Below are 24,464 nucleotides of genomic sequence, written 5' to 3'. Positions count from 1 at the left end.
CCTGAGTCGATCCCCTGACCTGGGCCTTTCCATAGCGTCGAAGGCGATGAACCTTCGCGCACTTCGGAGGCCGCCATGTCCGGGCTCATCAATGCCCTGCTGATCACTGCCGTCGTGGCTTTCGTCGTGGTCCGCCGGTGCTCGGCACAGCGGATCTCCGGCGATCGGCGCTGGTGGATCCTGCCGGGCATCCTGCTCGTCATGTCCTTGCGCGAACCCGGGCTCATGGACCCGCACCGTGAGTCGTTGTTCCGTCGAGGTCCTCGGCGCCGAACTGGCGGTGGGGCTGGTCACCGGTGCCGGCTGGGGCTGGACGGCCAGGCTGTGGCGTGAACCGGACGGCTCCCTGTGGAGCAAGGGAACCAAGGCCACCGTCTTCGTCCGGACGGGAGGTCTGGTGCTGCGAGCCGCTCTGTACGGGGCTGCCGCGCTGATGGGTATACACCAAGGCAGTGCCGCCCTGCTGACGGCTCTTGCGGTGACGCTGCTGGTGCGCGGCGGCGTGCTGACGTGGCCGGCCCGCACTGCAGGCGGGGGCTCGCGGATATCTCACCAAGGACGCCGGGGGCGACGAGATCGTGCGGGCCATCCAGGCTGTGCTGTCGGGCGAGGCCGGACTCTCGCCCGCGGTGCAGCGGCGGTTGTTGGAGCGGGTCACCACGGCACCCGCGCCGGCCGGTCCGCCGGCCGCCGAGCAACAACTGCCCGACGGCCTCACACCTCGCGAGGCGGAAGTGCTCGTCCTGATCGCCGAGGGACTGTCCAACCCGGAGATCGCCCGCAAGCTGCGCATCTCGCAGGCGACCGTGAAGAGCCACATCAACAATCTCTTCGCCAAGGCCGGAGTGCGCGACAGGGCGCAGGCCGTGCGCTATGCGTATGTTCGCGGGCTCGCACGCCCGCCCGGGACATCCTTCACCTGATGAGGTGAAGTGCGGCAAATGACGTGCCCGGGAACTTCCCGATCTGTCCATTCTTGGGTACGCGGCCGAAGTGGTCCGTGGACCAGGGGAGTTGTTCGGTGGAGAAGGAAGCAGGGAGCGAGGCCGCAGCGATGCGACTCGACGACCCGTGGTACGACGCGCTGGCTTCCGGTTGGGGCGAGCTGGACGGCACGGGGGGCTTCGTGCCGGCCGGGCCACCCGGTTCCGTGCCGCCACGACGCGGCCACAGCGCGGCCGACATCTATCTGGAGGTGCAGCGCAGCGAGGCCTTCCAGGAAGTACGTCGCAGGTACCGGCGGTTCGTCGTCCCCGCCACCCTCGCCTTCCTCGTCTGGTACCTCGCCTACGTCGTCACAGCGATCACCGCACCCGGGCTGATGGCCCGTCCGGTGGCCGGCGCGGTCAATGTGGCGATGGTCGCGGGGCTCGGACAGTTCCTCACGACGTTCCTGCTCACCGGGGCGTACGCACGTCATGCGCGGCTGCGCAGGGACCGGGCCGCGCTCGATCTGCGCTGGGACACTCAGGAAATGACGCGGGGGATCGGGCGTTGATCGGGAACCACCAGACCCTGGCGCTGCTGCTGTTCAGCGCGTTCGTTGCAGTGACGCTCGCCATCACCACCTGGGTGAGCCGCACCCGGCACGGATCGGCGGAGGAGTTCTATGCGGGCGGCCGGCTGTTCTCCCCCATGGAAAACGGTTTTGCCATCGCCGGGGACTACATGTCCGCCGCGTCCTTCCTCGGCATCTCCGGCCTGATCGCCCTGTTCGGTTACGACGGCATGCTCTACTCGGTCGGATTCCTCGTCGCCTGGCTCGTCGTCCTGCTGCTCGTCGCCGAACTTGTCCGCAACTGCGGCCGGTTCACCCTGGCCGATGTGGTGGCGGCCAGGATGGCGGAACGTCCGGTCCGGATCGCGGCGGGTACCTCCTCCGTCACCGTCTCCGTGCTCTATCTGGTGGCGCAGATGGTGGGTGCGGGCAGCCTGGTCGCTCTGCTTCTCGGCGGCACCAGTGGTGCCGCCCGCTCCTGGACCGTCATCGGGGTCGGAGCGCTCATGGTGATCTATGTGTCCCTCGGCGGGATGCGCGCCACGACCTGGATCCAGATCGTCAAGGCCGTTCTGCTGATGGTGGGCGCGAGCGTGCTGACCGTGCTCGTGCTGGTCCACTTCCACGGCAATGTCAACACGCTGCTCAATTCCGCCGCCGAACGGAGCGGCCACGGGCTGGAGTTCCTCTCGCCCGGCCTCAAGTACGGCGGGAGCTGGACCGCGCGCTTCGACTTCATCAGCCTGGGCCTTGCCCTGGTGCTGGGCACGGCGGGGCTGCCGCACATCCTGTCGCGTTTCTACACGGTGCCCACCGCCCGCGCGGCCCGCCGCTCTGTCGTCTGGTCGATCGGCCTCATCGGCAGCTTCTACCTGATGACGATCGTGCTCGGGTTCGGCGCGGCGGCGCTGGTCGGTTCGGCGGACGTCCGGGCGTCGAACCCCTCCGGGAACACGGCCGTTCCGCTGCTGGCGCTGGTGCTCGGCGGCGGCGAAGGCTCCACCGGGGGAACGATTCTGTTCGCCGTGGTCGCCGCTGTGGCCTTCGCGACCATCCTTGCCGTCGTCGCCGGGATCACGCTCGCCTCGTCGGCCTCCGTGGCCCACGACCTCTATGCCTCGCTCAGGCGTCCGGGCTGGAAGCAGCACAGTGAGGTCACCGTGGCCCGGATCGCAGCTGCCGGGATCGGGGTGGCCGCCATCGCGCTCGGTCTGGTCGCGCAGAATCTGAACGTGGCGTTCCTGGTGGCGCTCGCCTTCGCCGTCGCCGCTTCGGCCAATCTGCCGGTGCTGCTGTACTCGCTGTTCTGGCGGAGCTTCACCACGCGAGGGGCGGTCTGGTCGGTCTACGGAGGGCTGATCCCCGCGGTGCTGCTCGTACTGCTCTCCCCGGTCGTCTCCGGCAGCCCCACCTCGCTCTTCCCCGGAGTGGATTTCCAGCTCTTCCCGTTGGAGAACCCCGGCCTGGTCTCCATCCCGCTCGGTTTCCTGGCCGGCTGGATCGGCACGGTCACCTCGGTCGAGCCACCGGATGCCGCCAAGTACGCGGAGACCGAGGTCCGGGCGCTGACCGGAGCCGGTGCCGTGTAGCCGGAGGTGTCTCAGGTACCGGTGCGGTGTGGGCCGGACGTGCTTCCAGAGCCGGGCGGCCCCTCAGGAGCCGGTGGCCCAGGTGTAGCGGTGCTCCGGGCGGCCCGTCTCGCCGTACCGCAGCGTCAGCCGCACCCTGCCCGTCCGCTCCAGCAGCTTCAGATAGCGCTGCGCCGTCTGCCGGCTCATCCCGGCACTCTCCGCGATCTCCTGCGCGGAGAGCGGCCCGTCGGCGCCCCGGAGCGCCTGGCGGACCAGCTCCGCCGTCGTCGGCGAGTGCCCCTTGGGCAGACCGGGTTCGCCCGCGGCCCACAGGGCGCCGAAGAGCCGGTCCACGTCACCCTGTTCGGCCTCGCCGCCGCCCTCCAGGGTGTGGTGGAGCGCCGCGTACGCCTCCAGCTTGGTACGCAGCCCCGCGTACGTGAACGGCTTCACCAGGTACTGGAGCGCACCGTGGCGCATGGCCTCCTGGACGGTCGCGACGTCGCGCGCCGCCGTCACCATGATCACGTCGGTGCGGTGGCCGAGCCTGCGCAGCTCCCGTACCACCGTCAGACCGTTCCGGTCGGGCATGTAGTGGTCCAGCAGGACGAGGTCCACGTGCTGTGACTCGACCGCTGCGAGGGCCGCGGCGGCGCTGTGCGCCTGCGCAGCCACCCGGAATCCGGGCACTCTGGAGACATAGGCTGCGTTGATCTGCGTAACCCGGATGTCGTCGTCGACGACCAGGACCTCGATCACTGAACTTCTCCTGCGGTGCTCGGCTCCGGAACGGCTGTCGCCGTCAGCCCCGGTTCGGTGAGGGCCTCCGGCAGTACGACGGTGAACTCGGCGCCGCCCCCCGGCGCCGAGCCGACGGTGGCGCTGCCGCCCTGTCGTTCGGCCAGCCGCCGTACCAGTGCGAGACCCAGACCGCGTTTGCCGTGCGCCGGGAGCTCCTTGGTCGACCAGCCCTCAGTAAAGATCGATTCGCGCTGCTCGGGAGGGACGCCATTTCCGCTGTCGCGGACCTGCAGCACCACCGTACGGCCGTCCGTCCGCAGCCCCACCTCGATCACGGCACCGTCCGACCCGGCCGCCGCGTCCAGGGCGTTGTCGACGAGATTGCCGACGGCGGTGACGAGCCCGCGCGAATCCACCAGACGGTCCGGGAGCAGAGTGCCGGGCGCCATCCGCAGGGAGACGCCGCGCTCCGCCGCGACCGTCGCCTTGCCGACCAGCAGGGCCGCCAGCAGCGGGTCGTGAACCTTCTCGGTGACCTGCTCGGCAGTGGCCCGGTGGCCGCCGACGACCTCCGTGACGAACTCCATCGCGTCCTCGTGCATCTCCAGCTCCAGCAGTCCCAGGAGCGTGTGCAGCCGGTTGGCGTGTTCGTGGTCCTGCGCGCGCAGGGCGTCGATGAGACCGCGGGTGGAGTCGAGTTCTCGGCCGAGATGCTCGAGTTCGGTGCGGTCGCGGAGGGTGGCGACCGCGCCCCCGTCGTCGGTCGGCATCCGGTTGGCGAGCAGCACCCGGTTGCCCCGCACGGTCAGCAGATCGTCGCCGACCACCCGGCCGGCCAGCACATCGGCCGTCCGCCCGCGGCCGAGCACCTCGTCGAGCGGGCGGCCCGCGGCATCGGGGCCGAGCCCGAGCAGCCGCTGCGCCTCGTCGTTCAGCAGTCGGATGCGTCCTGTCCGGTCGAGCGCGACCACCCCTTCCCGGATGCTGTGCAGCATTGCCTCGCGTTCGGCCAGCAGCGCGGAGATGTCGGAGAAGGCAAGGTCCTGGGTCTGCCGCTGGATACGACGGGAGATCAGATAGGAGGCGAGCGCCCCGACGGCCAGCGCCCCGCCGGCGTAGGCGAGCAGCCCGGGGATCGCCGCCAGGAGGCGGGCGCGGACACTGTCGTACGCGATACCGACCGAGACCGCCCCGACGATGTGGCCCGACTCGTCGCGGAGCGGCACCTTCCCACGGGCCGAGCGGCCGAGCGTGCCGCTGTCGATCTCCATGACCTGGTCGCCCGCGAGCGCCTCACTGGGGTCGGTGGAGACGACCTTGCCGATCCGGTCGGCGTCGGTGTGCGACCAGCGAACCCCGCGCCGGTCCATGACGACGACGTACTCGGCGCCGGTGGACCGCCGGATCCGCTCGGCCGCCGACTGCACCGGCCCGTCGGGGGCCGGGGTCGTCGCGAGCAGCGACTCGGTGATCTGCGGCTGGGCCGCCGTGCTCTGTGCGATGGCGAGCGCACGGTGCATCGCCTCGTCGTCGAGCTGTGCGCTGAGGGGTGCCAGAAAGAGGCCGGTGGCGAGTACGGTGACGCCGGTGGCGATGGCGAGTTGTATCAGCAGCACCTGGGAGAAGACCCGCTGCGGCCAGCCGAGCCGTCGTGGCCTCCGGGGGGTGGGCGGTGGGGCGCTCATCGTACGAAGGTAAAGGGCATACCGGCGCTTTCCGAAATTCTTGTTGTTTCCAACTCCACGCAACCCGCTTGCGTTTCTTGCGCTAATCTTGCGTGTATGACGCGACGACTTGCTCAAGTGGCACAGAAGGTGGGAGTCAGCGAGGCCACGGTCAGCCGGGTGCTCAACGGTAAGCCCGGCGTCTCCGATGCCACCCGGAAGGCCGTGCTCTCCGCGCTCGACGTCCTCGGTTACGAGCGTCCGACCCAGCTGCGGGGCGAGCGGGCAAGGCTGGTCGGTCTGGTCCTGCCCGAGCTGCAGAACCCGATCTTCCCTGCCTTCGCCGAAGTCGTCGGCGGTGCGCTGGCACAGCAGGGTCTGACTCCTGTGCTGTGTACCCAGACCAAGGGCGGCGTCTCCGAGGCCGATTATGTGGAGCTGCTTCTGCAGCAGCAGGTGTCCGGGGTGGTCTTCGCGGGCGGGCTCTACCATCAGGCCGACGCCGCACACGATCACTACAGGGTGCTGGCCGACCGCAAGATCCCGGTGGTCCTGATCAACGCGGCCATTGCCCACCTCGGCTTCCCCGGTGTCTCCTGCGACGACTCCGTCGCCGTCGAGCAGGCCTGGCGCCATCTCGTCTCGCTCGGTCACGAGCGCATCGGCCTGGTGCTCGGCCCCGCCGACCATGTGCCCTCGCAGCGCAAGCTGGCCGCCGCCCGGGCGCTGGCGGAGGAGGCCGGCACCACCGTGCCGGACGAGTGGGTGGCACGGGCCATGTTCTCGCTGGAGGGCGGACAGGCCGCCGCCATGCGCCTGCTGGACCGGGGTGTCACCGGCATCATCTGTGCGAGCGACCCGCTCGCTCTCGGGGCGGTGCGTGCGGCCCGCCGCCGCGGTCTCTCCGTGCCCGCCGACGTCTCGGTCGTGGGGTACGACGACTCCGCCTTCATGAACTGCACCGAGCCGCCGCTGACCACGGTCCGTCAGCCGATCGAGGCCATGGGGCGCGCCGCCGTCGAGCTGCTCGCCCTTCAGATCGGGGGCCGTACCGTGCCGTCGGACGAGCTGCTCTTCGAACCGGAACTGGTGGTGCGGGGGTCCACCGCGCAGCCCCCGCGGGACATTTCCGGCTGATTGTCGATATTTTACTCCCCTTGGTCCGTCTATTGCGGATGATCTCTGTCCGTGGCGACCGATCCCGGGGCAGGCAGTGACTGCGGTGGGCGGGGGCCTCCGTACTGGCCGCTGGGCCGCATCCGCAGCGGACGTTCCCCGTACTCCTCCAGCGCATGGGCGATCCAGCCCGCAGTACGGGACACCGCGAACACCGTCTCACCCGCCTCCGCCGACATGCCGGAGGCGACGGAGAGCACGGCCAGCGCCAGGTCGACGTTGGCGTGCAGGGGAGTGTGGCGCGCGGTCGTCGTGACCACGTCGCGCGCCGCGGCCAGCGCGGGCGCCGCCTGCGGGACCTCCGCGAGCCTGGCGAACAGCGTCCGTGCGCGCGGATCCTCGGCGGTGTAGAGCCGGTGTCCGAGTCCTGGCACCTGACGGCCGGTACGGAGATGGTCCGCGACCACCGGGGTCGCACTGCCCCGCTCCAGGACCTCGGTCAGCATCCTGTGGGCCAGGCTGCTGGCGGCGCCGTGCAGGGGGCCCTCCAGGACACCGAGGCCCGCGGAGACCACCGCGTACGGATGGGCGCGGGCGGATGCGGCGACCCGCGCGGCCAGTGTCGAGGCGGCCAGATCGTGGTCGATCAGCAGGCCGAGAGCCGTGTCCAGTGCGGCAAGTGAAGGTGCGTCGGCCGGTCGGGCGGTGAGTTTCGGCCAGAGACGGTGCGCCAGCCCGGGCGGGTGCGAAGCGGTCTCGCTGTCGGCCGTCGCAGGTGCACCGACAGCGGTCGGCAGCGCGTCGACCAGGGTCGGGATCAGGCTCCGCGCGCTGCCGAGCACGGCCTCGCGCGAGAGGTCGAAGCGCAGCGGATCGGCCGCCGCCGCGGCGACCACGGCCACCCGCAGCCGGTCCGTCGACCCGCTGTGCACGGGCAGTGCACCGACGGTCCGGCGTGCCGCGGCCAGGGCCTCGGCAGGCGCGGTGAAGCGGATGCCGGGCCGGAGGGCGCCGGTCCACAGCCATTCGGCGATCTCCTCGTAGGAGTAGTGCGTGGTCAGCTCGGTCGCGTCGACACCCCGGAAGTAGTACCGGTCGGTCCCGATCAGCGTGATGCCGGTACGGAACACCAGGTCACCGCCGGTGGTGGAGGGTTCTCTCCGTCCCGTACGCCGTACCAGTGCATCGACCTCCGCGGCGTCGAACGTACTGCCGCGGCCACCGGGGGCGCGCCTGCTGCTCAGCTGGCCCCGGCTGACATACGCGTACACCGTCTCGGGCTTCACGCCCAGGCGCTCGGCCGTCTCGCGCGTCGTGAGCCGCTCGGCACGCGCGTCGGCACGGTCGTCGGGTGCTGCTTGATCCCTCATGGTGCTCACCGTATCCATATTGATTCAATCAACATTGACAGGATTGAAGTCAAGCATAGACAGTCGAATCAATATTGATGGTCCTGCACAGTGAAGCTCGCGGAGGAAGAAATGCCGACCATGACCAACGGAACCCCGCTCGACGTACCCCGAGGCCTCGCGGGCGTCGTCGTCACGGAGACCGCTCTCGGAGACGTCCGGGGACGCGAGGGCTTCTACCACTACCGGCAGTACTCGGCGATCGAGCTCGCACAGACCCGCAGCTTCGAGGACGTCTGGTACCTGATGTTCCACGGCGAGCTGCCCGGTCCGGCCGCCCGCGCCGACTTCGCCTCGCGCACCGCCGCCATGCGCCGACTGCCCCCGGAGGTGCGAGGTGCCCTGCCGGCGATAGCCCGTGCGGGCGCGGTCTCCGGCCCGCTCGCGGGGCTGCGCACCGCACTGTCGCTGCTCGGCGCCTCGGACGGCTTCCGCCCGGTGTACGACATCGACGCCGACCGGCGCCGCAGCGAAGCGCTGGCTGCCTGCGCGGCCGTCCCCACCGTGCTGACCGCCCTGTACCGGCTCGGCCAGGGCCTCGAACCGGTCGAGCCGCGCGACGATCTGCCGTACGCCGCCAACTACCTCTACATGCTCACCGGTTCCGAGGCGGACACCGCCCGTGTGAGGGCCGTCGAGCAGTATCTGATCTCCACCGTCGATCACGGCTTCAACGCCTCGACCTTCACCGGCCGGGTCGTCGCCTCCACCGGCGCGGACATCGCCGCCTGCCTGGTGGCGGCCGTCGGCGCGCTCTCCGGCCCGCTGCACGGCGGAGCTCCCAGCCGCGCGCTCGACACCCTGGACGCGATCGGCACCCCCGACCGCATCGACAGCTGGATCCGCGAGCGCGTGCTCGCGGGCGAGCGGATCATGGGCTTCGGCCACCCCGTGTACCGAACCGAGGACCCGCGCTCACGCATGCTGCGCGGGATCGCCCAGGGCTTCGGCAGCCCGCTCGTCGACTTCGCCGTCGAGGTCGAGCGCCAGGTCGAGGCGATCCTCGCCGAGCTCAAGCCCGGGCGTGAGCTGCACACCAACGTGGAGTTCTACGCCGGGGTCGTCATGGAGCTGTGCGGGCTGCCGCGCGAGATGTTCACGCCGACCTTCTGCGCGGCGCGGGTGGTCGGCTGGAGCGCCAATATCCTGGAGCAGGCGGAGGACTCCAAGATCATCCGTCCGGCGGCCCGCTACATCGGTCCGACGCCGCCCCAGCCGGTCCCGGCGCCCTGACGTTTCCCTTAGGAAGGCCCCCGTTGAACCCGTCGTCCCCGCCCCGTAAGCAGCAGATCCCGGTCATCGTCCTGGCCGGGTTCCTGGGATCCGGCAAGACGACTCTGCTCAACCACCTCCTGCGCCACCGTGCGGGGAACAGGATCGGTGTGATCGTCAACGATTTCGGCTCCATCGAGATCGATGCCATGACGGTCTCGGGCCAGGTCGGCTCGACCGTCTCGCTGGGCAACGGCTGCCTGTGCTGTGCCGTCGACGCGAGCGAACTCGACACCTTCCTGGAGACGCTCACCCGGCCCGCCGCCCGCCTCGATGTGATCGTCATCGAGGCGAGCGGACTCGCCGAACCCCAGGAGCTCGTAAGGATGCTGCTGGCCAGCGACAACCCGCACATCGTGTACGGGGGACTGGTCGAGGTCGTCGACGCCGCCGAATTCGATGCCACCCGGGGGCGCCATCCGGAGATCGACCGCCATCTCGGCGTCGCCGATCTGGTCGTGCTGAACAAGACCGACCGGATCGAGGACGAGGAACAGAGCCGCATCCGCAAGGCCATCGCGGCGACCGGCAGCGGGGCGGCCGTCATCTCCGCCACGTACGGGCGCATCGACCCGGAACTGCTCTTCGACCCGGCGCTGCGGCCGGACGGTGAGGAGAGGATGCGTCAGCTCACCTTCGAGGACCTCCTGCTGGAGGAAGGGGCGGAAGGGGACGCCGAGGCACACGCGGGGCATCTGCACGCCGCGTACGAGAGTGTCTCCTTCACCTCCGACGTGCCCATGAACCCCCGCCGACTGATGGAGTTTCTCGACTCCCGGCCCGAGGGCCTCTACCGGCTCAAGGGGTTCGTCGACTTCGGCGCGGGCGACCGCGGCAACACATATGCGCTGCATGCCGTCGGCAGATTCCTGCGGTTCGGCCCCCGGCCCTGGAAGCGCGACGAACCGCGTCTCACCCAGCTCGTGCTGATCGGCTCCGGCATCGACCCGGACACCCTGCACAAGGAACTGACCGACTGCCGCGAGAACTCCGCATCTGCTGCGCCGGACACCGCCCCGCACGAGGCAATGTCCCCGGACACGCCGCAGGACGCCGCACATGAGCAGAGCATGTGGGGCGTCCTGCGGTACGTACAGCAGCCGGTCGACGACGCGTAGCCCATCGGCCTGGCACCGCCCGGCCGCAGGGGCCGGGCGGCCGGCTACACCGGTCCGGCGATCACCGCGACCGGCTTGGCCAGCGGCGTACCCGAACCGTCGCGCCGCGGATCCGGCTCCGGCAGCTCCGTCGGCGTGCCGTTCTTCTGCGCCGCCCGCGCCGGCAGCGCGCCCGCCCAGGCGAACACCAGGACGTCCTCACCCTTGAGGAACCGCTGACAGCGCACTCCACCGGTGGCCCGGCCCTTGCGCGGATACTGGTCGAACGGTGTGAGCTTCGCCGTCAGCACCGAGTCGTCCAGCGTGCCGTGCGAGCCCGCCACCGTGAACACCATCGCGTCCACCGCCGGATCCACCGCGCCGAACGAGAGCACCTCGGCGCCCGTCGCCAGCTTCACCCCCGCCATACCGCCGGCCGGCCGGCCCTGCGGCCGCACCTGCGCCGCCGGGTAGCGCAGCAGCTGCGCGTCGGACGTGATGAAGACCAGGTCCTCCTCGCCGGTACGCAGTTCGGCGGCGCCGACGATCCGGTCACCCTCCTTGAGCGTGATGACCTCCAACTCGTCCTTGTTGGCCGGGTAGTCCGGCACCACCCGCTTGACGACCCCCTGCAGGGTGCCGATCGCCAGGCCGGGGGAGGACTCGTCGAGCGTGGTGAGGCAGACGACTTCCTCGTCGTTGTCCAGCGTGAGGAACTCCGAAACCATCGCCCCGCCCGAGAGATTGGGCGCCGCGTGCGTGTCCGGGAGCTGCGGCAGGTCGATCACCGCGAGCCGCAGCAACCGTCCGGTGGACGTCACCACACCCACGTCGCCGCGCGCCGTCGCCGGCACGGCCGACACGATCACATCGTGCTTGGCCCGCTTGGCGTCCTCGTCGAACGCGATCGGGTCGCCGGTGGCCGTACGGGCCAGCAGACCGGTCGAGGAGAGCAGCACCCGGCACGGGTCGTCCGCGACCTCCAGCGGCACCGCAGCGACCTGGGCACCGGCCGACTCCAGCAGCACCGTACGCCGGTCGGTGCCGAACTTCTTGGCGACCGCGGCCAGTTCGGTGGAGACCAGCTTGCGCAGCTCGGCGTCCGATTCGAGGATCGCGGTCAGCTCGTCGATCTCGGTGTTGAGCCGGTCCCGCTCGCTCTCCAGCTCGATCCGGTCGAACCGGGTCAGCCGGCGCAGCGGGGTGTCCAGGATGTACTGCGTCTGGATCTCGCTCAGCGAGAAGTGCTCGATGAGCCGCTCCTTCGCCTGCGCCGAATTGTCACTGGACCGGATGAGCCGGATGACCTCGTCGATGTCGATCAGCGCGACGAGCAGGCCCTCGACCAGATGGAGCCGGTCGCGACGCTTGGTCCGGCGGAACTCGCTGCGGCGGCGCACCACGTCGAAGCGGTGGTCGAGATAGACCTCGAGGAGCTCCTTGAGGCCCAGCGTGAGCGGCTGCCCGTCGACCAGCGCCACATTGTTGATGCCGAAGGACTCCTCCATCGGCGTCAGCTTGTAGAGCTGCTCCAGTACGGCCTCGGGCACGAAGCCGTTCTTGACCTCGATGACCAGGCGCAGGCCGTGCTCGCGGTCGGTGAGGTCCTTGACGTCGGCGATGCCCTGGAGCTTCTTCGCCGAGACCAGGTCCTTGATCTTGGCGATCACCTTCTCCGGACCGACGGTGAACGGCAGTTCGGTGACGACCAGACCCTTGCGGCGCGCCGTGGCGTTCTCCACGGAGACGGTCGCACGGATCTTGAACGTGCCGCGGCCGGCCGCGTACGCGTCCTTGATGCCGCCGAGGCCCACGATCCGGCCCCCGGTCGGCAGGTCCGGACCGGGAACGAACCGCATCAGGGTCTCCAGGTCCGCACCCGGATGCTTGATGAGATGGCGGGCGGCGGCGATGACCTCGCCCAGGTTGTGCGGCGGCATATTGGTCGCCATGCCGACCGCGATCCCGGACGAGCCGTTGACCAGGAGGTTCGGATACGCGGCCGGGAGGACGAGCGGCTCCTGCTCCTGACCGTCGTAGTTCGACTGGAATCCGACGGTGTCCTCGTCGATCGACTCCGTCATCAGCGACGTGGCGTCGGCCATCCGGCACTCGGTGTACCGCATGGCGGCCGGCGGGTCGTCGTTTCCGAGCGAGCCGAAGTTGCCGTGTCCGTCGACGAGAGGGAGCCGCATCGAGAACGGCTGGGCCATCCGCACCAGCGCGTCGTAGATCGACGCGTCGCCGTGCGGGTGCAACTTGCCCATGACCTCGCCGACGACGCGGGCACACTTCACATAGCCGCGGTCGGGGCGCAGCCCCATCTCGTTCATCTGGTACACGATGCGGCGGTGCACCGGCTTCATGCCGTCGCGGGCGTCCGGCAGGGCCCGTGAGTAGATCACCGAGTAGGCGTACTCGAGGAAGGAGCCCTGCATTTCGTCGACGACGTCGATGTCGAGGATCTTCTCCTCGAAGTCGTCCGGCGGCGGGGTCTTCGTACTGCGGCGGGCCATCGCTGCTGCGACTCCTTCACAGATCTGTTCGGGCAACCTCTGGTTCTGACGCGGACCATTGTGGACCGCCGCACTGACAACCCCGACCTCGACCCGTCTCTAAGGGCTGTCCCGTAATCCCTGGTGGATCAGTGCGCGGCGTCGGATGCGGTGCATCGGAAGGCGGAAGGGCATCCTCATACCGGTCGTATTCGGGCGTTCCGGCAACGCGGCGAGGTGCCGTAGCTGTCGTCGTCCGGCCGCCAGGGATTACGGGACAGCCCTCAGGGGCCGTCCGGCGCTCTTTCACGCGAACTTCCACGGCACGGGAACTTCGCCAGGTGTCCGTCCGCTTGCTTACAGTGGCAGGTCTCGCAGGAAATCCAGTATCGCGATCGAAGGGACGTACATGCCCATGGGTCACACGGCCACAGCCCAGGCCGGCTCCGGCGGCTTGACAGCGACCGAGCACCGTCTGGCCAACGGCCTGCGCGTGGTGCTCTCCGAGGACCATCTGACCCCGGTCGCCGCGGTGTGCCTCTGGTACGACGTCGGTTCGCGCCACGAGGTCAAGGGGCGCACGGGTCTGGCGCATCTCTTCGAGCACCTGATGTTCCAGGGCTCCGGACAGGTCAAGGGGAACGGACACTTCGAACTGGTGCAGGGGGCCGGCGGCTCCCTCAACGGGACCACCAGCTTCGAACGGACCAACTACTTCGAGACGATGCCCACGCACCAGCTGGAGCTGGCCCTGTGGCTCGAGGCCGACCGGATGGGCTCACTGCTCGCCGCGCTCGACGACGAGTCCATGGAGAACCAGCGGGACGTCGTCAAGAACGAGCGCCGTCAGCGCTACGACAACGTGCCGTACGGCACGGCGTTCGAGAAGCTGACCGCTCTCGTCTACCCGGAGGGCCACCCGTACCACCACACCCCGATCGGCTCGATGGCCGACCTGGACGCAGCGACGCTCGACGACGCACGCACCTTCTTCCGTACGTACTACGCGCCCAACAACGCGGTGCTGTCCGTGGTCGGTGACATCGACTCCGAGCAGACGCTCGCCTGGATCGAGAAGTACTTCGGCTCCATCCCGTCCCACGACGGCAAGCAGCCGCCGCGCGACGGCGCGCTCCCCGAGACCATCGGCGAGCAGCTGCGTGAAGAGGTCCGTGAGGAGGTCCCGGCGCGGGCGCTGATGGCCGCCTACCGGCTGCCGCACGACGGCACCCGGGAGTGCGACGCCGCCGACCTCGCGCTGACCGTGCTGGGCGGTGGCGAGTCCTCCCGGCTGCACAACCGCCTGGTCCGCCGCGACCGGACGGCCGTGGCGGCCGGATTCGGACTGCTGCGGCTCGCCGGTGCGCCCTCGCTCGGCTGGCTGGACGTGAAGACGTCCGGCGGGGTCGAGGTGGCGCAGATCGAGACCGCGGTCGACGAGGAGCTGGCCCGGTTCGCGGCCGAGGGTCCGACGCCCGAGGAAATGGAGCGCGCCCAGGCCCAGTTGGAGCGCGAGTGGCTGGACCGGCTCGGTACGGTGGCGGGCCGCGCCGACGAACTGTGCCGGTTCGCCGTGCTGTTCGGTGACCCGCAGCTCGCCCTGACCGCCGTCCAGCGGGTGCTCGACGTCACCGCGGAAGAGGTCCAGGCGGCCGCCAGGGCCCAGCTTCACCCCGACAACCGGGCGGTGCTCGTCTACGAGCCGGTCGAGCCGGCCGAGTCCACCGATGGGGCGGCCGCCGACGAGACGGACGCCGACACCGACGCGCACGAAGGGGCGGACAAGTGACCGACGCTGCCGCGACTGGAGTATCGATGGAGTACCACCCGCAGCCGACCGCGGGCACGGCCAGGCCCTGGGCCTTCCCCGCCCCCGAGCGCGGCGCCCTGCCCAACGGGCTCACGGTGCTGCGCTGCCACCGCCCCGGCCAGCAGGTCGTCGCGGTCGAGATCTACCTCGACGCCCCGCTGGACGCCGAGCCCGAGGGCCTCGACGGCGTGGCCACGATCATGGCGCGGGCGCTGTCCGAGGGCACCGACAAGCACTCCGCGGAGGAGTTCGCAGCCGAGCTGGAGCGCTGCGGGGCCACCCTCGACGCGCACGCCGACCACCCCGGCGTCCGGGTCTCCCTCGAGGTCCCGGCCTCCCGGCTGGCCAAGGCGCTCGGTCTGGTCGCCGAGGCGCTGCGGGCACCCGCGTTCTCCGACAGCGAGATCGAGCGGCTGGTACGCAACCGGCTCGACGAGATCCCGCACGAGCAGGCCAACCCGGCCCGCCGCGCCGCCAAGCAGCTCTCCAAGGAGCTCTTCCCGGCCACCGCGCGGATGTCGCGCCCGCGCCAGGGCACCGAGGAGACGGTGGAGCGGATCGACTCCGCGGCCGTCCGCAGCTTCTACGAGGCCCATGTCCGCCCCTCCACCGCGACCGCCGTGGTCGTCGGTGATCTCACGGGCATCGACCTGGAGGCGTTGCTCGCCGACACCGTCGGCGACTGGTCCGGGAACAGCGCCGAGTCCCGGCCGGTCCCGCCGATCACCGCCGACGACACCGGCCGAGTGGTCATCGTCGACCGTCCAGGAGCCGTGCAGACCCAGTTGCTGATCGGCCGCATCGGAGCCGACCGGCACGACAGCGTGTGGCCGGCCCAGGTCCTCGGCACGTACTGCCTGGGCGGCACGCTCACCTCCCGGCTGGACCGGGTGCTGCGCGAGGAGAAGGGCTACACCTACGGCGTACGGGCCTTCGCGCAGGTCCTGCGGTCGTCGGCGCCGGACTCCGCCTCCGGGGCGACGGGCGCCGCGATGCTGGCCATCAGCGGCTCGGTGGACACGGAATCCACCGGACCGGCGCTCGGCGACCTGTGGACGGTCCTGCGGACGCTGGCGGCCGAGGGCCTGACCGACGCCGAGCGCGAGACGGCCGTGCAGAACCTCGTGGGTGTCGCCCCGCTGAAGTTCGAGACGGCGGCCTCGGTCGCGGGCACGCTCGCCGACCAGGTCGAGCAGCACCTCCCGGACGACTACCAGGCGCAGCTGTACGCCCGCCTCGCCGAGACCGGCACGGTCGAGGCGACCGCGGCGGTGGTCAGCGCCTTCCCGGTGGACCGTCTGGTCACGATCCTCGTCGGCGACGCCGCGCAGATCGAGGAGCCGGTCCGGGCGCTGGGCATCGGAGAGGTGTCGGTCGTTACCGGCTGACGTATCAAATAACCGCATATCGGGACAGAGGGAGACCCCTGCGAGTGGCTTCTCGCCGGGGTCTTCCCTTTTGTCTGATTTGTCGGATAGATGCCCGTGTGCCCTGTGGGATGCGCTACAAAACGCCCTGTCCGTTTGGTGAATGAAAGTCCCCCCGCTTAGCGTCGGCAGCGCTGTCCGTCACCCGTATGCCGCATCCGCGGCGCCGGGCAGCTATCGCCGAGTCCCCGTCAGGCGCGAGCCTGGGGAGCCGGGGACCCACGCAGTCCCTGGGGTGAATCGGATGCCTGCGCGCCTCTTGTGGGGCTCGCGGATCCGTAGGAGACCTTCCTGCTCCGAACCCGTCAGCTAACCCGGTAGGCGAGAAGGAAGGAAAGGACCAGCCACCTCATGGCGTTCACCCGCCCCACCGGGAAGCACCGTGCCCCGAACCGTCTGACGCGCAAGAGCGCGCAGATAGCCGGCATCGCAGCTCTGGCCACCACCGGCGTCATCGGTGGGCTGGCCTCTCCGGCGCTCGCCGCCGGTACCGAAGCCCCCTCCGTCAGCGAGACCGGCCTGAACCAGGTCATCGCCATCGAGGGCACCCTCGCCGAGCAGGTGGCCACCCAGGCCGACGTGCAGAAGCGCCAGGCCGAGATCGCCGCCAAGGCGAAGGCGGCCGCCCAGGCCAAGGCCGCTGCCAAGGCGAAGGCCGAAGCGAACGCCAAGGCGGCAGCCGAGGCCAAGGCCGAAGCCCGCGCCAAGGCGGCCCGCGAGGCGAAGGCGCGCGCCGCCCGTTCCGCCGAGCGCACCCGCCTCGGAGCCTTCCAGCTCCCGATCGCCGGTTCGTACGTCACCACCGGCTACAAGTCCAGCGGCTCCCTCTGGTCCTCCGGCCGCCACTCGGGCATCGACTTCCACGCCCCCTCCGGCAGCTCCGTCGTCGCCGTCGGCGCCGGCACGGTCGTCGAGGCCGGCTGGGGCGGCGCGTACGGCAACAACATCGTGCTCCGGATGACGGACGGCACGTACACCCAGTACGGTCACCTCTCGTCGATCGGCGTGTCGGTCGGCCAGAGCGTCGGCGCGGGCCAGCGCATCGGTTTCTCCGGCTCGACCGGCAACTCCACCGGACCGCACCTCCACTTCGAGGCCCGGACCACGCCTTCGTACGGCTCCGACATGGACCCCGTCGCGTATCTGCGCGCCCACGGCGTCAACGTCTGACCGACGCAGCACCCCAGAAGGCCCCGGCTTCCCGCCGGGGCCTTCGGCGTACCCGGACCGGCCCCCGCCGGAGGCGCTTGCCGAACCGTCTTCGGACCAAAAGATATTCATGGATTTCGACTCGGCGTCGGAAATGCAGCCGCATTGCAATAGAGTCACAGAACAGGCGTCGATCGGCCGCGTTTCGCGGGGATTAAGGCGGAGGTTCGGACATGCGCATTCCGGCGCATTCGGTATGCACGGCAATCCGTGACGACATCGTCTCCGGTGTCTTCGAACGCGGCAGCAGACTCACCGAGGAACTGCTCGCACGTCGTTACGGGGTGTCCCGTGTCCCGGTACGGGAAGCGCTGCGCACCCTGGAGTCCGAGGGTTTCGTGGTCACCCGCCGGCACGCCGGAGCCTGTGTCGCCGAGCCCACCGAGCAGGAGGCCGCCGACCTGCTGGAGGTCCGGATGCTGCTGGAGCCGCTGGGTGCGGCCCGCGCCGCGCAGCGCCGCACCGAGGCACACCTCAAAGTCCTCCGCGGCCTGGTCAGGCTGGGGCAGGAGCGGGCCAGGCGGGGCGAGGGCGAGGATCTGCGCTCGCTGGGCGGCTGGTTCCACGAGACGCTCGCCCAGGCCTCCGGCAGCCCCGGCCTCATCGCGCTGCTCACCCAGCTCCGGCACAAGATCGCCTGGATGTACGCGGTCGAGCAGCCGGCCCGCCCCACCGATTCCTGGGCCGAGCACGGGGCCATCGTGGACGCAGTCGCGCGCGGTGACGCGGAACGGGCCAGAGCGCTGGCCGCGCAGCACGCCGAGCGCGCCACCGCCGCGCACCGGCTGCGGCGTGCGGACCGCAGCCCGGACCGCACCCCGGGCCGTGAGTCCGCCCCGCCGCGGCCCGGCCGGGTGAGAACTTCGCAACATGCCGTAAACACCGCGAGCGGCCGTCATTAACACATGCGCCGTATACAAAGAGATGTAATTCGGCTGGGCTTTGTTTCGGCTGCCCGAATTAACTCCGGAAACCGCGGAAGCTGACTGAAGTGCGCCCGGGGATCGGTATGGTTCGCGAAAACGAAAGAGCCGCGGCCCCGGTCAAAGGTGCCGCGGCTCTGCCGCAGAAATACGTCCGGCTGGAACGGTCCGGGGAAGTCCGGAATCAGACGGTCTCCGGGAGCTCGTCGAGCCCCTCCTCGACCAGCCTCGCCAGTCGGTCGAGCGCCGCCTCGGAGTCGTCCGCCGCGGACGAGAGCACGATCTCCTCGCCGCCCTGCGCGCCGAGGCCGAGCACCGCGAGCATGGAAGCGGCGTTCACCGGGCTGCCGTCGGCCTTGGAGATCGTCACGGGGACGCCCGACGCCGTGGCGGCACGGACGAAGATGGAAGCGGGGCGGGCGTGCAGGCCCTCGGTCCAACCGACATTGACGCGGCGCTCAGCCATGGTTCTGCCCTTCACGAATCAATGGTTGTCTAGACCAGTCTCTCATGTGGTGCGCGATGTTCCGGCCGACCAGCGACCCGGTGCCGCAGCCCGTGCCGCAAGGCCGATCGGCCCTCTCAGACTGCCCCGGCCCCGAGCCGTACGCGACCGCTGACCGAGCCGTAGGCTTTGCCCATGCAGCCCACGCCGGAGCAGAGTCCGCATCACGCGTACCCCGACCACTGGGAAGCGGACGTGGTGCTCCGCGACGGTGGCACGGCCCGGATCAGGCCCATCACCACGGACGACGCCGAGCGACTGGTCAGCTTCTACGAGCAGGTTTCTGACGAGTCGAAGTACTACCGGTTCTTCGCCCCCTATCCGCGGCTCTCCGCCAAGGACGTGCACCGCTTCACCCATCACGACTACGTCGACCGGGTGGGTCTCGCCGTCACGATCGGCGGCGAGTTCATCGCCACCGTCCGCTACGACCGGATCGACGCGACCGGCCGGCCCGCCTCCGCCCCCGCCGACGAGGCCGAGGTCGCCTTCCTCGTCCAGGACGCCCACCAGGGCCGCGGCGTGGCGTCGGCGCTGCTGGAACACATCGCCGCAGTGGCCCGCGAGCGCGGCATCCGGCGCTTCGCCGCCGAGGTGCTGCCCGCCAACAACAAGATGATCAAGGTGTTCCGGGACGCCGGATACACCCAGCAGCGCAGCTTCGAGGACGGCGCCGTCCACCTCACCCTCGACCTCGAACCGACCGCCGAGTCCCTCGCCGTCCAGCGCGCCCGTGAGCAGCGGGCCGAGGCGCGGTCGGTGCAGCGGCTGATCGCGCCGGGTTCCGTCGCCGTCGTCGGCACCGGCCGCAACCCCGGCGGGGTGGGCCGCACGGTCCTGCGCAACCTCCTCGCCGCCGGATTCACCGGCCGCGCGTACGCGGTGAACAGCGCGTTCGCCGCGGACCAGGCCACGATCGACGGTGTCCCCGCCCACCGCTCCATCGGCGAGATCGGCGAACCGGTCGACCTCGCGGTCGTCGCCGTGCCCGCCGACCGGGTCCCGGAGGCCGTCACCGACTGCGGCGAGCACGGCGTCCAGGGCCTCGTCGTCCTCTCCGCCGGATACGCCGAGTGGGGGGCCGAAGGCAGGGAGCGGCAGCGCGAACTGGTGCGCCAGGCCCGCTCGTACGGCATGCGCATCATCGGCCCGAACGCCTTCGGCGTCATCAACAACTCCGACGCCGTACGGCTGAACGCCTCCCTCGCCCCCGAATCGCCGGCGCCCGGACGCATCGGCCTGTTCACGCAGTCCGGCGCCATCGGCATCGCGCTGCTCTCCGGGCTCTACCGGCGCGGCGCGGGCCTGTCCACGTTCATCTCCGCGGGCAATCGCGCCGACATCTCGGGCAACGACTTCCTGCAGTACTGGTACGAGGACCCGGACACCGACGTCGCCCTGCTGTACCTCGAATCGCTCGGCAACCCGCGCAAGTTCACCCGCCTCGCCCGACGCACCGCGGCGGTGAAGCCTGTGGTCGTGGTGAAGGGCGCCCGGCACAGCGGCAGCACCCCACCGGGCCATGCGGTACCGATCAGCCGGATCCCGGACGCGACGGTCTCCGCGCTCATGCGGCAGGCGGGCGTGATCCGCGTCGACACGGTGACGGAGATGGTCGACGCGGGCCTGCTCCTCGCCGACCAGCCCCTCCCGGAAGGCCCGCGGGTCGCGATTCTCGGCAACTCCGAGTCCCTCGGCCTCCTCACGTACGACGCCTGCCTCGCCGAGGGGCTGCGCCCGCGCCCGCCCCGCGACCTCACCACGGCGGCCACCCCGCAGGACTTCCGGGACGCGCTGGCCGAGGCCCTCGCCGACAGGACCTGTGACGCGGTGGTCGTGACGGCGATCCCCTGGGTGGGGGAGAACGGCGAAGCGGAATCGGGTGACGGTGAGGTCCTGGCAGCCGCCTTGCGCACCGCCGCGGCCACGGGCCCGGCCAAGCCGGTGGCCGTCGTCCATGTGGAGATCGGCGGCCTGGCCGAGGCGCTCGCCGCCGCCACGAGCACGGCCGCGGTGCCACGGGTGGTGCGTGCATCCGCGCCGGCTGCCCCGGACGCTTCGGCTGCGCCGGCCGATCGAGCCGTCCCGCCCACCGCCCACGCCGCGCCGCCGACCGCGCCCGGCGACCAGCTCACGCAGCAGCGGTCCGGCACGGGCCCGGGCGACACCCCCGCCGTCCCCATCCTCGGCCGCATCCCCGCCTACCCCGCCGCCGAGCGTGCCGTGCGGGCTCTGGCCGAGGCCGTGAAGTACGCCCAGTGGCGGCGGCAGGCCGCCGTGCCGGGGAAGGTGCCCGAGTTCCTCGACGACACCATCGACGAGGCCGGCGCCGCCGCGCGTATCGACGCGCTCCTCGGGCCCGACCCCGACCCGCGCGGCCGCCCGCTCAGTCACGACGAGGCGTGCGAACTGCTGGGCCGCTACGGGATCACCGTACGACCGACGCTCCCGGCCCCCGACCCGGACGCCGCCGTCGCTGCGGCGGCCCGGCTCGGCTATCCGGTCGCGCTCAAGACCACCGCACCGCATCTGCGTCACCGCGCCGACCTCGGCGGCGTCCGGCTGGACGTTGCCAACGAGACCGCGCTGCGCCGGGCCTACGGCGAGCTGACCGACCTGCTCGGCAAGCCCACCGAGCTCCAGCCCGTCGTCCAGTCCATGGCACCGCGCGGCGTGGACACCGTCGTACGGGCCACGATCGACCCGGCCGCGGGTGCCGTCCTCTCCTTCGGGCTGGCCGGCGCGCCCTCCGAGCTCCTCGGCGACACCGCCCACCGCCTCGTTCCGGCCACCGACCGCGACGCCGCCGAGCTCATCCGGTCCATTCGGGCGGCCCCGGTCCTCTTCGGCTGGCGCGGCTCGGCGCCCGTCGACACAGCGGCGCTCGAAGAGCTGCTGCTGCGGGTGTCCCGGCTCGTCGACGACCACCCCGAGGTGGTCTCCGTCGCACTGGAACCGGTCGTGGTCGCCACCCAGGGCCTGACCGTGCTCGGTGCGAGCGTCCGGCTGGCGCCGCCTCCCGCCCGCACCGACCTGGGCCCTCGCCGCCTCCCCAACTACTGAAGCCACTGGCCGGCCCGCCCCTGGCCCTTTCGCGCAGCGTCCCCGGCAGCCATCCACCCCCCGTAGGATGGTGCGTATGGCGAAGACCGGTACGACGACCCAGGGGCTGCGCGCGGCGATCGAGCGCAGCGGCTACTACCCGGCCCTTGTGGCCGAGGCGGTGGAGGCCGCCGTGGGCGGTGAGCCGGTCGCGTCGTACCTGGTGCACCAGGAGACCACTTTCGACTCCAACGAGGTGCGCAGGCATGTCACGGTCCTGGTTCTGACCGACAACCGTTTCATCGTCAGCCACACCGACGAGCAGAACGCCGACACCAGCTCCCCGTCGCCGTACGCCACCACCTCCACCGAGTCGGTCAAGCTCGACCGGATCTCGTCGGTCGTGGTCAGCCGTGTCGTGGCCAACCCCGAGAAGTACGTGCCGGGGACGCTGCCCCGCGAGGTCGTCCTCACCATCGGCTGGGGTGCGGTCTCCCGGATCGACCTGGAGCCGGCCGCCTGCGGCGACCCCAACTGCGAGGCGGACCACGGCTACACCGGCAGCTCCACCGCCGACGATCTGAGCCTGCGTGTCAGCGAGGCCGGCGACGGCCCCGACACGGTGCGCCAGACCCTCGCCTTCGCCCAGTCGCTCTCCGAGGCGACGGCCGCGGCTGCGACCGCGACCGCAGCGACCGGCCGCTGATGGCCCAGCCGGCCTGGCAGGACCCCGTTCTGCTCCCCCTCGACACGGCGCCCGTCCCCGAGTACGGCAGTGGCTCGCTCGCCGATCTGCTGCCGACGCTCGTCGCCGGACAGGGCGTGCCCGGTTTCACGGCGGCGATCCCCGAGCTCACCCCCGCCGACCGGAACTGCGTCTTCCTGATAGACGGTCTCGGCTGGGAGCAGATCAAGTCCCATCCGGACGAGGCCCCGTATCTGCACTCGCTGCTCCCCACCTCGCGCGGCGGCACCGGCCGTCCGATCACGGCGGGCTTCCCGGCGACCACGGCGACCTCGCTCGCCTCGGTCGGTACGGGGCTGCCGCCCGGCGCACACGGTCTTCCCGGCTACACCGCCCGCAATCCGGAGACCGGCGAGCTGATGAACCAGCTCCGCTGGAAGCCCTGGACCCCGCCGGAGGTCTGGCAGCCGTATCCCACCGTCTTCCGGCTCGCGGACGAGGCGGGCGTGCAGACCGCGCAGGTCTCCGCCCCGACCTTCCAGCACACCCCGCTCACCAAGATCGCGCTCAGCGGCGGCACGTTCCACGGCAGGCTCACCGGCGAGGAGCGGATGGACCTGGCCGCGGACCGGCTCGCCGCCGGTGACCGGTCGCTGGTCTACACGTACTACAGCGAGATCGACGGCAAGGGGCACCGCTTCGGCATCGACTCCGATGCCTGGCGCGGCCAGCTGATGTATGTGGACGGTCTGGTGCAGCGCCTCGCCGAACAACTGCCGCCCCGCTCCGCCCTGTACGTCACCGCGGACCACGGCATGATCGACATTCCGTTCGACGAACAGTCCCGGATCGACTTCGACGAGGACTGGGAGCTGCGCGCGGGCGTCGCCCTGCTCGGCGGCGAGGGCCGGGCCCGTCATGTGTACGCCGTCCCGGGCGCCGAGGCCGACGTGCTGACCGTCTGGCAGGAGGTGCTCGGCGAACAGTTCTGGGTGGCGAGCCGGGACGAGGCGATCGCGGCCGGCTGGTTCGGCCCGCAGGTCGACGAGCGGGTGTACGGCCGGATCGGCGATGTGGTCGCGGCCGCCCACGACGACGTCGTGGTCACCGCCTCCGTCCAGGAGCCGCACGAGTCCGCGATGGTCGGCATGCACGGCTCGATGACCCCCGTCGAACAGCTCGTCCCGCTCCTCGAAGTGCGTTCCTGACCTGCTCTTCCTGCTCGCCCCACCCCCCCATTCGAATCGAAAGGTGCTCAACCCCTCATGCCCGAGCTTGTGTTCTTCTCCGGAACGATGGACTGCGGAAAGAGCACGCTGGCGCTGCAGATCGGCCACAACCGGTCGGCCCGCGGTCTGCAAGGTGTGATCTTCACCCGTGACGACCGGGCGGGGGAGGGCAAGCTCTCGTCGCGGCTGGGGCTGGTCACGGAGGCCGTCGAGGCCGATGAGGACATGGATGTGTACGCACACCTCGTCGACCACATCACCCGCGGCGGCCGGGCGGACTACGTGATCGTGGACGAGGCCCAGTTCCTCGCCCCCGTACAGATCGACCAGCTCGCCCGGGTCGTCGACGACCTCGGCCTGGACGTTTTCGCGTTCGGGATCACCACCGACTTCCGGACCAAGTTGTTCCCGGGGTCCCAGCGCCTCATCGAGCTGGCCGACCGGGTCGAGACCCTCCAGGTCGAGGCGCTCTGCTGGTGCGGTGCACGGGCCACGCACAACGCTCGCACGGTGGGCGGCGAGATGGTCGTCGAAGGCGCGCAGGTTGTGGTGGGGGATGTCAACCAGCTGGCGGGCGAGGTGGGTTACGAGGTGCTGTGCAGGCGCCACCACCAGCGCAGGATGACCAGCGCGACGGCCCGCGCGGGCGCACTGTCGCCGGACGTTCTGCCGGTCACGCCGGGCTGAGCCGCCTCCTGCCGACCGCACAGCCGCCACCCGCTGCCTGCCTCGTCTGCGTGCGCTTGACGTGTCGGAGTTTCCCGACGCATC

Annotated in this window: 18 protein-coding genes, 1 pseudogene and 1 riboswitch; of the genes and pseudogenes, 14 read left to right on the top strand and 5 right to left on the bottom strand. The window is 70.7% G+C overall.

The window, feature by feature from the left end; all coding sequences use genetic code 11:
• Positions 1-518: 518 nt before the first annotated feature.
• The 3 genes and pseudogenes from OHA88_RS15250 to OHA88_RS15240 all read left to right on the top strand — a co-directional run.
• Positions 519-923, top strand: a pseudogene (locus tag OHA88_RS15250) (response regulator transcription factor); the annotation flags it as partial.
• 131 nt (positions 924-1,054) lie between these two features.
• Entirely contained in the window at positions 1,055-1,498 is a 444-nt protein-coding gene (locus OHA88_RS15245; RefSeq protein ID WP_328629698.1) for a DUF485 domain-containing protein, read from the top strand.
• The gene (locus tag OHA88_RS15240) at positions 1,495-3,087 is read left to right on the top strand and encodes a solute symporter family protein (protein ID WP_328625943.1); all 1,593 of its coding nucleotides are present in this window, start codon (positions 1,495-1,497) and stop codon (positions 3,085-3,087) included. The genes OHA88_RS15245 and OHA88_RS15240 overlap by 4 nt, the downstream gene beginning before the upstream one ends.
• Before the next feature lie 63 nt (positions 3,088-3,150).
• Here OHA88_RS15240 and OHA88_RS15235 read toward each other — a convergent pair whose 3' ends face one another.
• Together OHA88_RS15235 and OHA88_RS15230 are read right to left on the bottom strand one after the other, a co-directional pair.
• A complete protein-coding gene (locus OHA88_RS15235; RefSeq protein ID WP_328625942.1) occupies positions 3,151-3,828 on the bottom strand; it encodes a DUF7342 family protein in 678 nt (225 codons plus the stop codon).
• The gene (locus OHA88_RS15230; protein ID WP_328625941.1) at positions 3,825-5,495 is read right to left on the bottom strand and encodes a sensor histidine kinase; all 1,671 of its coding nucleotides are present in this window, start codon (positions 5,493-5,495) and stop codon (positions 3,825-3,827) included. Before OHA88_RS15230 ends, OHA88_RS15235 begins: the two co-directional genes overlap by 4 nt.
• A 96-nt stretch (positions 5,496-5,591) precedes the next feature.
• Here OHA88_RS15230 and OHA88_RS15225 point away from each other — a divergent pair, with 96 nt between their 5' ends.
• Positions 5,592-6,611, top strand: coding sequence for a LacI family DNA-binding transcriptional regulator (locus tag OHA88_RS15225; protein ID WP_267000955.1), 1,020 nt, complete (start codon positions 5,592-5,594; stop codon positions 6,609-6,611).
• A gap of 29 nt (positions 6,612-6,640) precedes the next feature.
• Here OHA88_RS15225 and OHA88_RS15220 read toward each other — a convergent pair whose 3' ends face one another.
• Positions 6,641-7,960: a citrate synthase gene (locus OHA88_RS15220; RefSeq protein ID WP_328625940.1), complete on the bottom strand. Its 1,320-nt coding sequence runs from the start codon at positions 7,958-7,960 to the stop codon at positions 6,641-6,643.
• 111 nt (positions 7,961-8,071) lie between these two features.
• On the opposite strand from OHA88_RS15220, the gene OHA88_RS15215 reads away from it, so the two are divergent.
• Together OHA88_RS15215 and OHA88_RS15210 are read left to right on the top strand one after the other, a co-directional pair.
• Positions 8,072-9,232, top strand: a complete 1,161-nt coding sequence (locus tag OHA88_RS15215; RefSeq protein ID WP_328625939.1) for a citrate synthase/methylcitrate synthase — start codon at positions 8,072-8,074, stop codon at positions 9,230-9,232.
• A 23-nt stretch (positions 9,233-9,255) separates the two neighbouring features.
• Complete coding sequence (locus OHA88_RS15210) at positions 9,256-10,389, top strand: CobW family GTP-binding protein (RefSeq protein ID WP_328625938.1); 1,134 nt, start codon at positions 9,256-9,258, stop codon at positions 10,387-10,389.
• 44 nt (positions 10,390-10,433) lie between these two features.
• Here the strand turns inward: OHA88_RS15210 and OHA88_RS15205 are convergent, their stop codons facing one another.
• Positions 10,434-12,884 (bottom strand): DNA gyrase/topoisomerase IV subunit A, encoded by a 2,451-nt coding sequence (locus OHA88_RS15205; RefSeq protein ID WP_328625937.1) that lies wholly within the window; start codon positions 12,882-12,884, stop codon positions 10,434-10,436.
• Between the two features lie 388 nt (positions 12,885-13,272).
• Here OHA88_RS15205 and OHA88_RS15200 point away from each other — a divergent pair, with 388 nt between their 5' ends.
• From OHA88_RS15200 to OHA88_RS15185, 4 genes are all read left to right on the top strand, one after another.
• On the top strand, positions 13,273-14,652 hold the full coding sequence (locus OHA88_RS15200; protein ID WP_328625936.1) for a M16 family metallopeptidase: 1,380 nt from the start codon (positions 13,273-13,275) through the stop codon (positions 14,650-14,652).
• Positions 14,653-14,678: 26 nt separating this feature from the next.
• Positions 14,679-16,061 carry a M16 family metallopeptidase gene (locus OHA88_RS15195; RefSeq protein WP_328629697.1) on the top strand — a complete coding sequence of 461 codons (1,383 nt, stop codon included), beginning with the start codon at positions 14,679-14,681 and terminating at the stop codon, positions 16,059-16,061.
• Positions 16,062-16,268: 207 nt separating this feature from the next.
• Positions 16,269-16,438, top strand: a riboswitch (cyclic di-AMP (ydaO/yuaA leader).
• 13 nt (positions 16,439-16,451) lie between these two features.
• Entirely contained in the window at positions 16,452-17,270 is an 819-nt protein-coding gene (locus tag OHA88_RS15190; protein WP_328625935.1) for a M23 family metallopeptidase, read from the top strand.
• 212 nt (positions 17,271-17,482) lie between these two features.
• Positions 17,483-18,211: a GntR family transcriptional regulator gene (locus tag OHA88_RS15185; RefSeq protein WP_326606137.1), complete on the top strand. Its 729-nt coding sequence runs from the start codon at positions 17,483-17,485 to the stop codon at positions 18,209-18,211.
• 205 nt (positions 18,212-18,416) lie between these two features.
• Here the strand turns inward: OHA88_RS15185 and OHA88_RS15180 are convergent, their stop codons facing one another.
• The gene (locus OHA88_RS15180) at positions 18,417-18,698 is read right to left on the bottom strand and encodes an HPr family phosphocarrier protein (protein WP_267000938.1); all 282 of its coding nucleotides are present in this window, start codon (positions 18,696-18,698) and stop codon (positions 18,417-18,419) included.
• Between the two features lie 174 nt (positions 18,699-18,872).
• Here OHA88_RS15180 and OHA88_RS15175 point away from each other — a divergent pair, with 174 nt between their 5' ends.
• The 4 genes from OHA88_RS15175 (at position 18,873) to OHA88_RS15160 (ending at position 24,380) form a co-directional block, all read left to right on the top strand.
• Positions 18,873-21,800, top strand: coding sequence for a bifunctional acetate--CoA ligase family protein/GNAT family N-acetyltransferase (locus OHA88_RS15175; protein ID WP_328625934.1), 2,928 nt, complete (start codon positions 18,873-18,875; stop codon positions 21,798-21,800).
• Between the two features lie 76 nt (positions 21,801-21,876).
• Positions 21,877-22,485, top strand: coding sequence for a DUF5998 family protein (locus OHA88_RS15170; RefSeq protein WP_030927223.1), 609 nt, complete (start codon positions 21,877-21,879; stop codon positions 22,483-22,485).
• Positions 22,485-23,672 (top strand): alkaline phosphatase family protein, encoded by a 1,188-nt coding sequence (locus OHA88_RS15165; protein ID WP_328625933.1) that lies wholly within the window; start codon positions 22,485-22,487, stop codon positions 23,670-23,672. The genes OHA88_RS15170 and OHA88_RS15165 overlap by 1 nt, the downstream gene beginning before the upstream one ends.
• Before the next feature lie 57 nt (positions 23,673-23,729).
• Positions 23,730-24,380 (top strand): thymidine kinase, encoded by a 651-nt coding sequence (locus OHA88_RS15160; protein ID WP_030974021.1) that lies wholly within the window; start codon positions 23,730-23,732, stop codon positions 24,378-24,380.
• Positions 24,381-24,464: the final 84 nt, after the last annotated feature.

The organism is Streptomyces sp. NBC_00353, assembly GCF_036108815.1.
Taxonomy (GTDB): Bacteria; Actinomycetota; Actinomycetes; order Streptomycetales; family Streptomycetaceae; genus Streptomyces.
The sequence above is the reverse complement of the archived record's forward strand: the minus strand, read 5'-3'. Positions and strand labels throughout refer to the sequence as shown.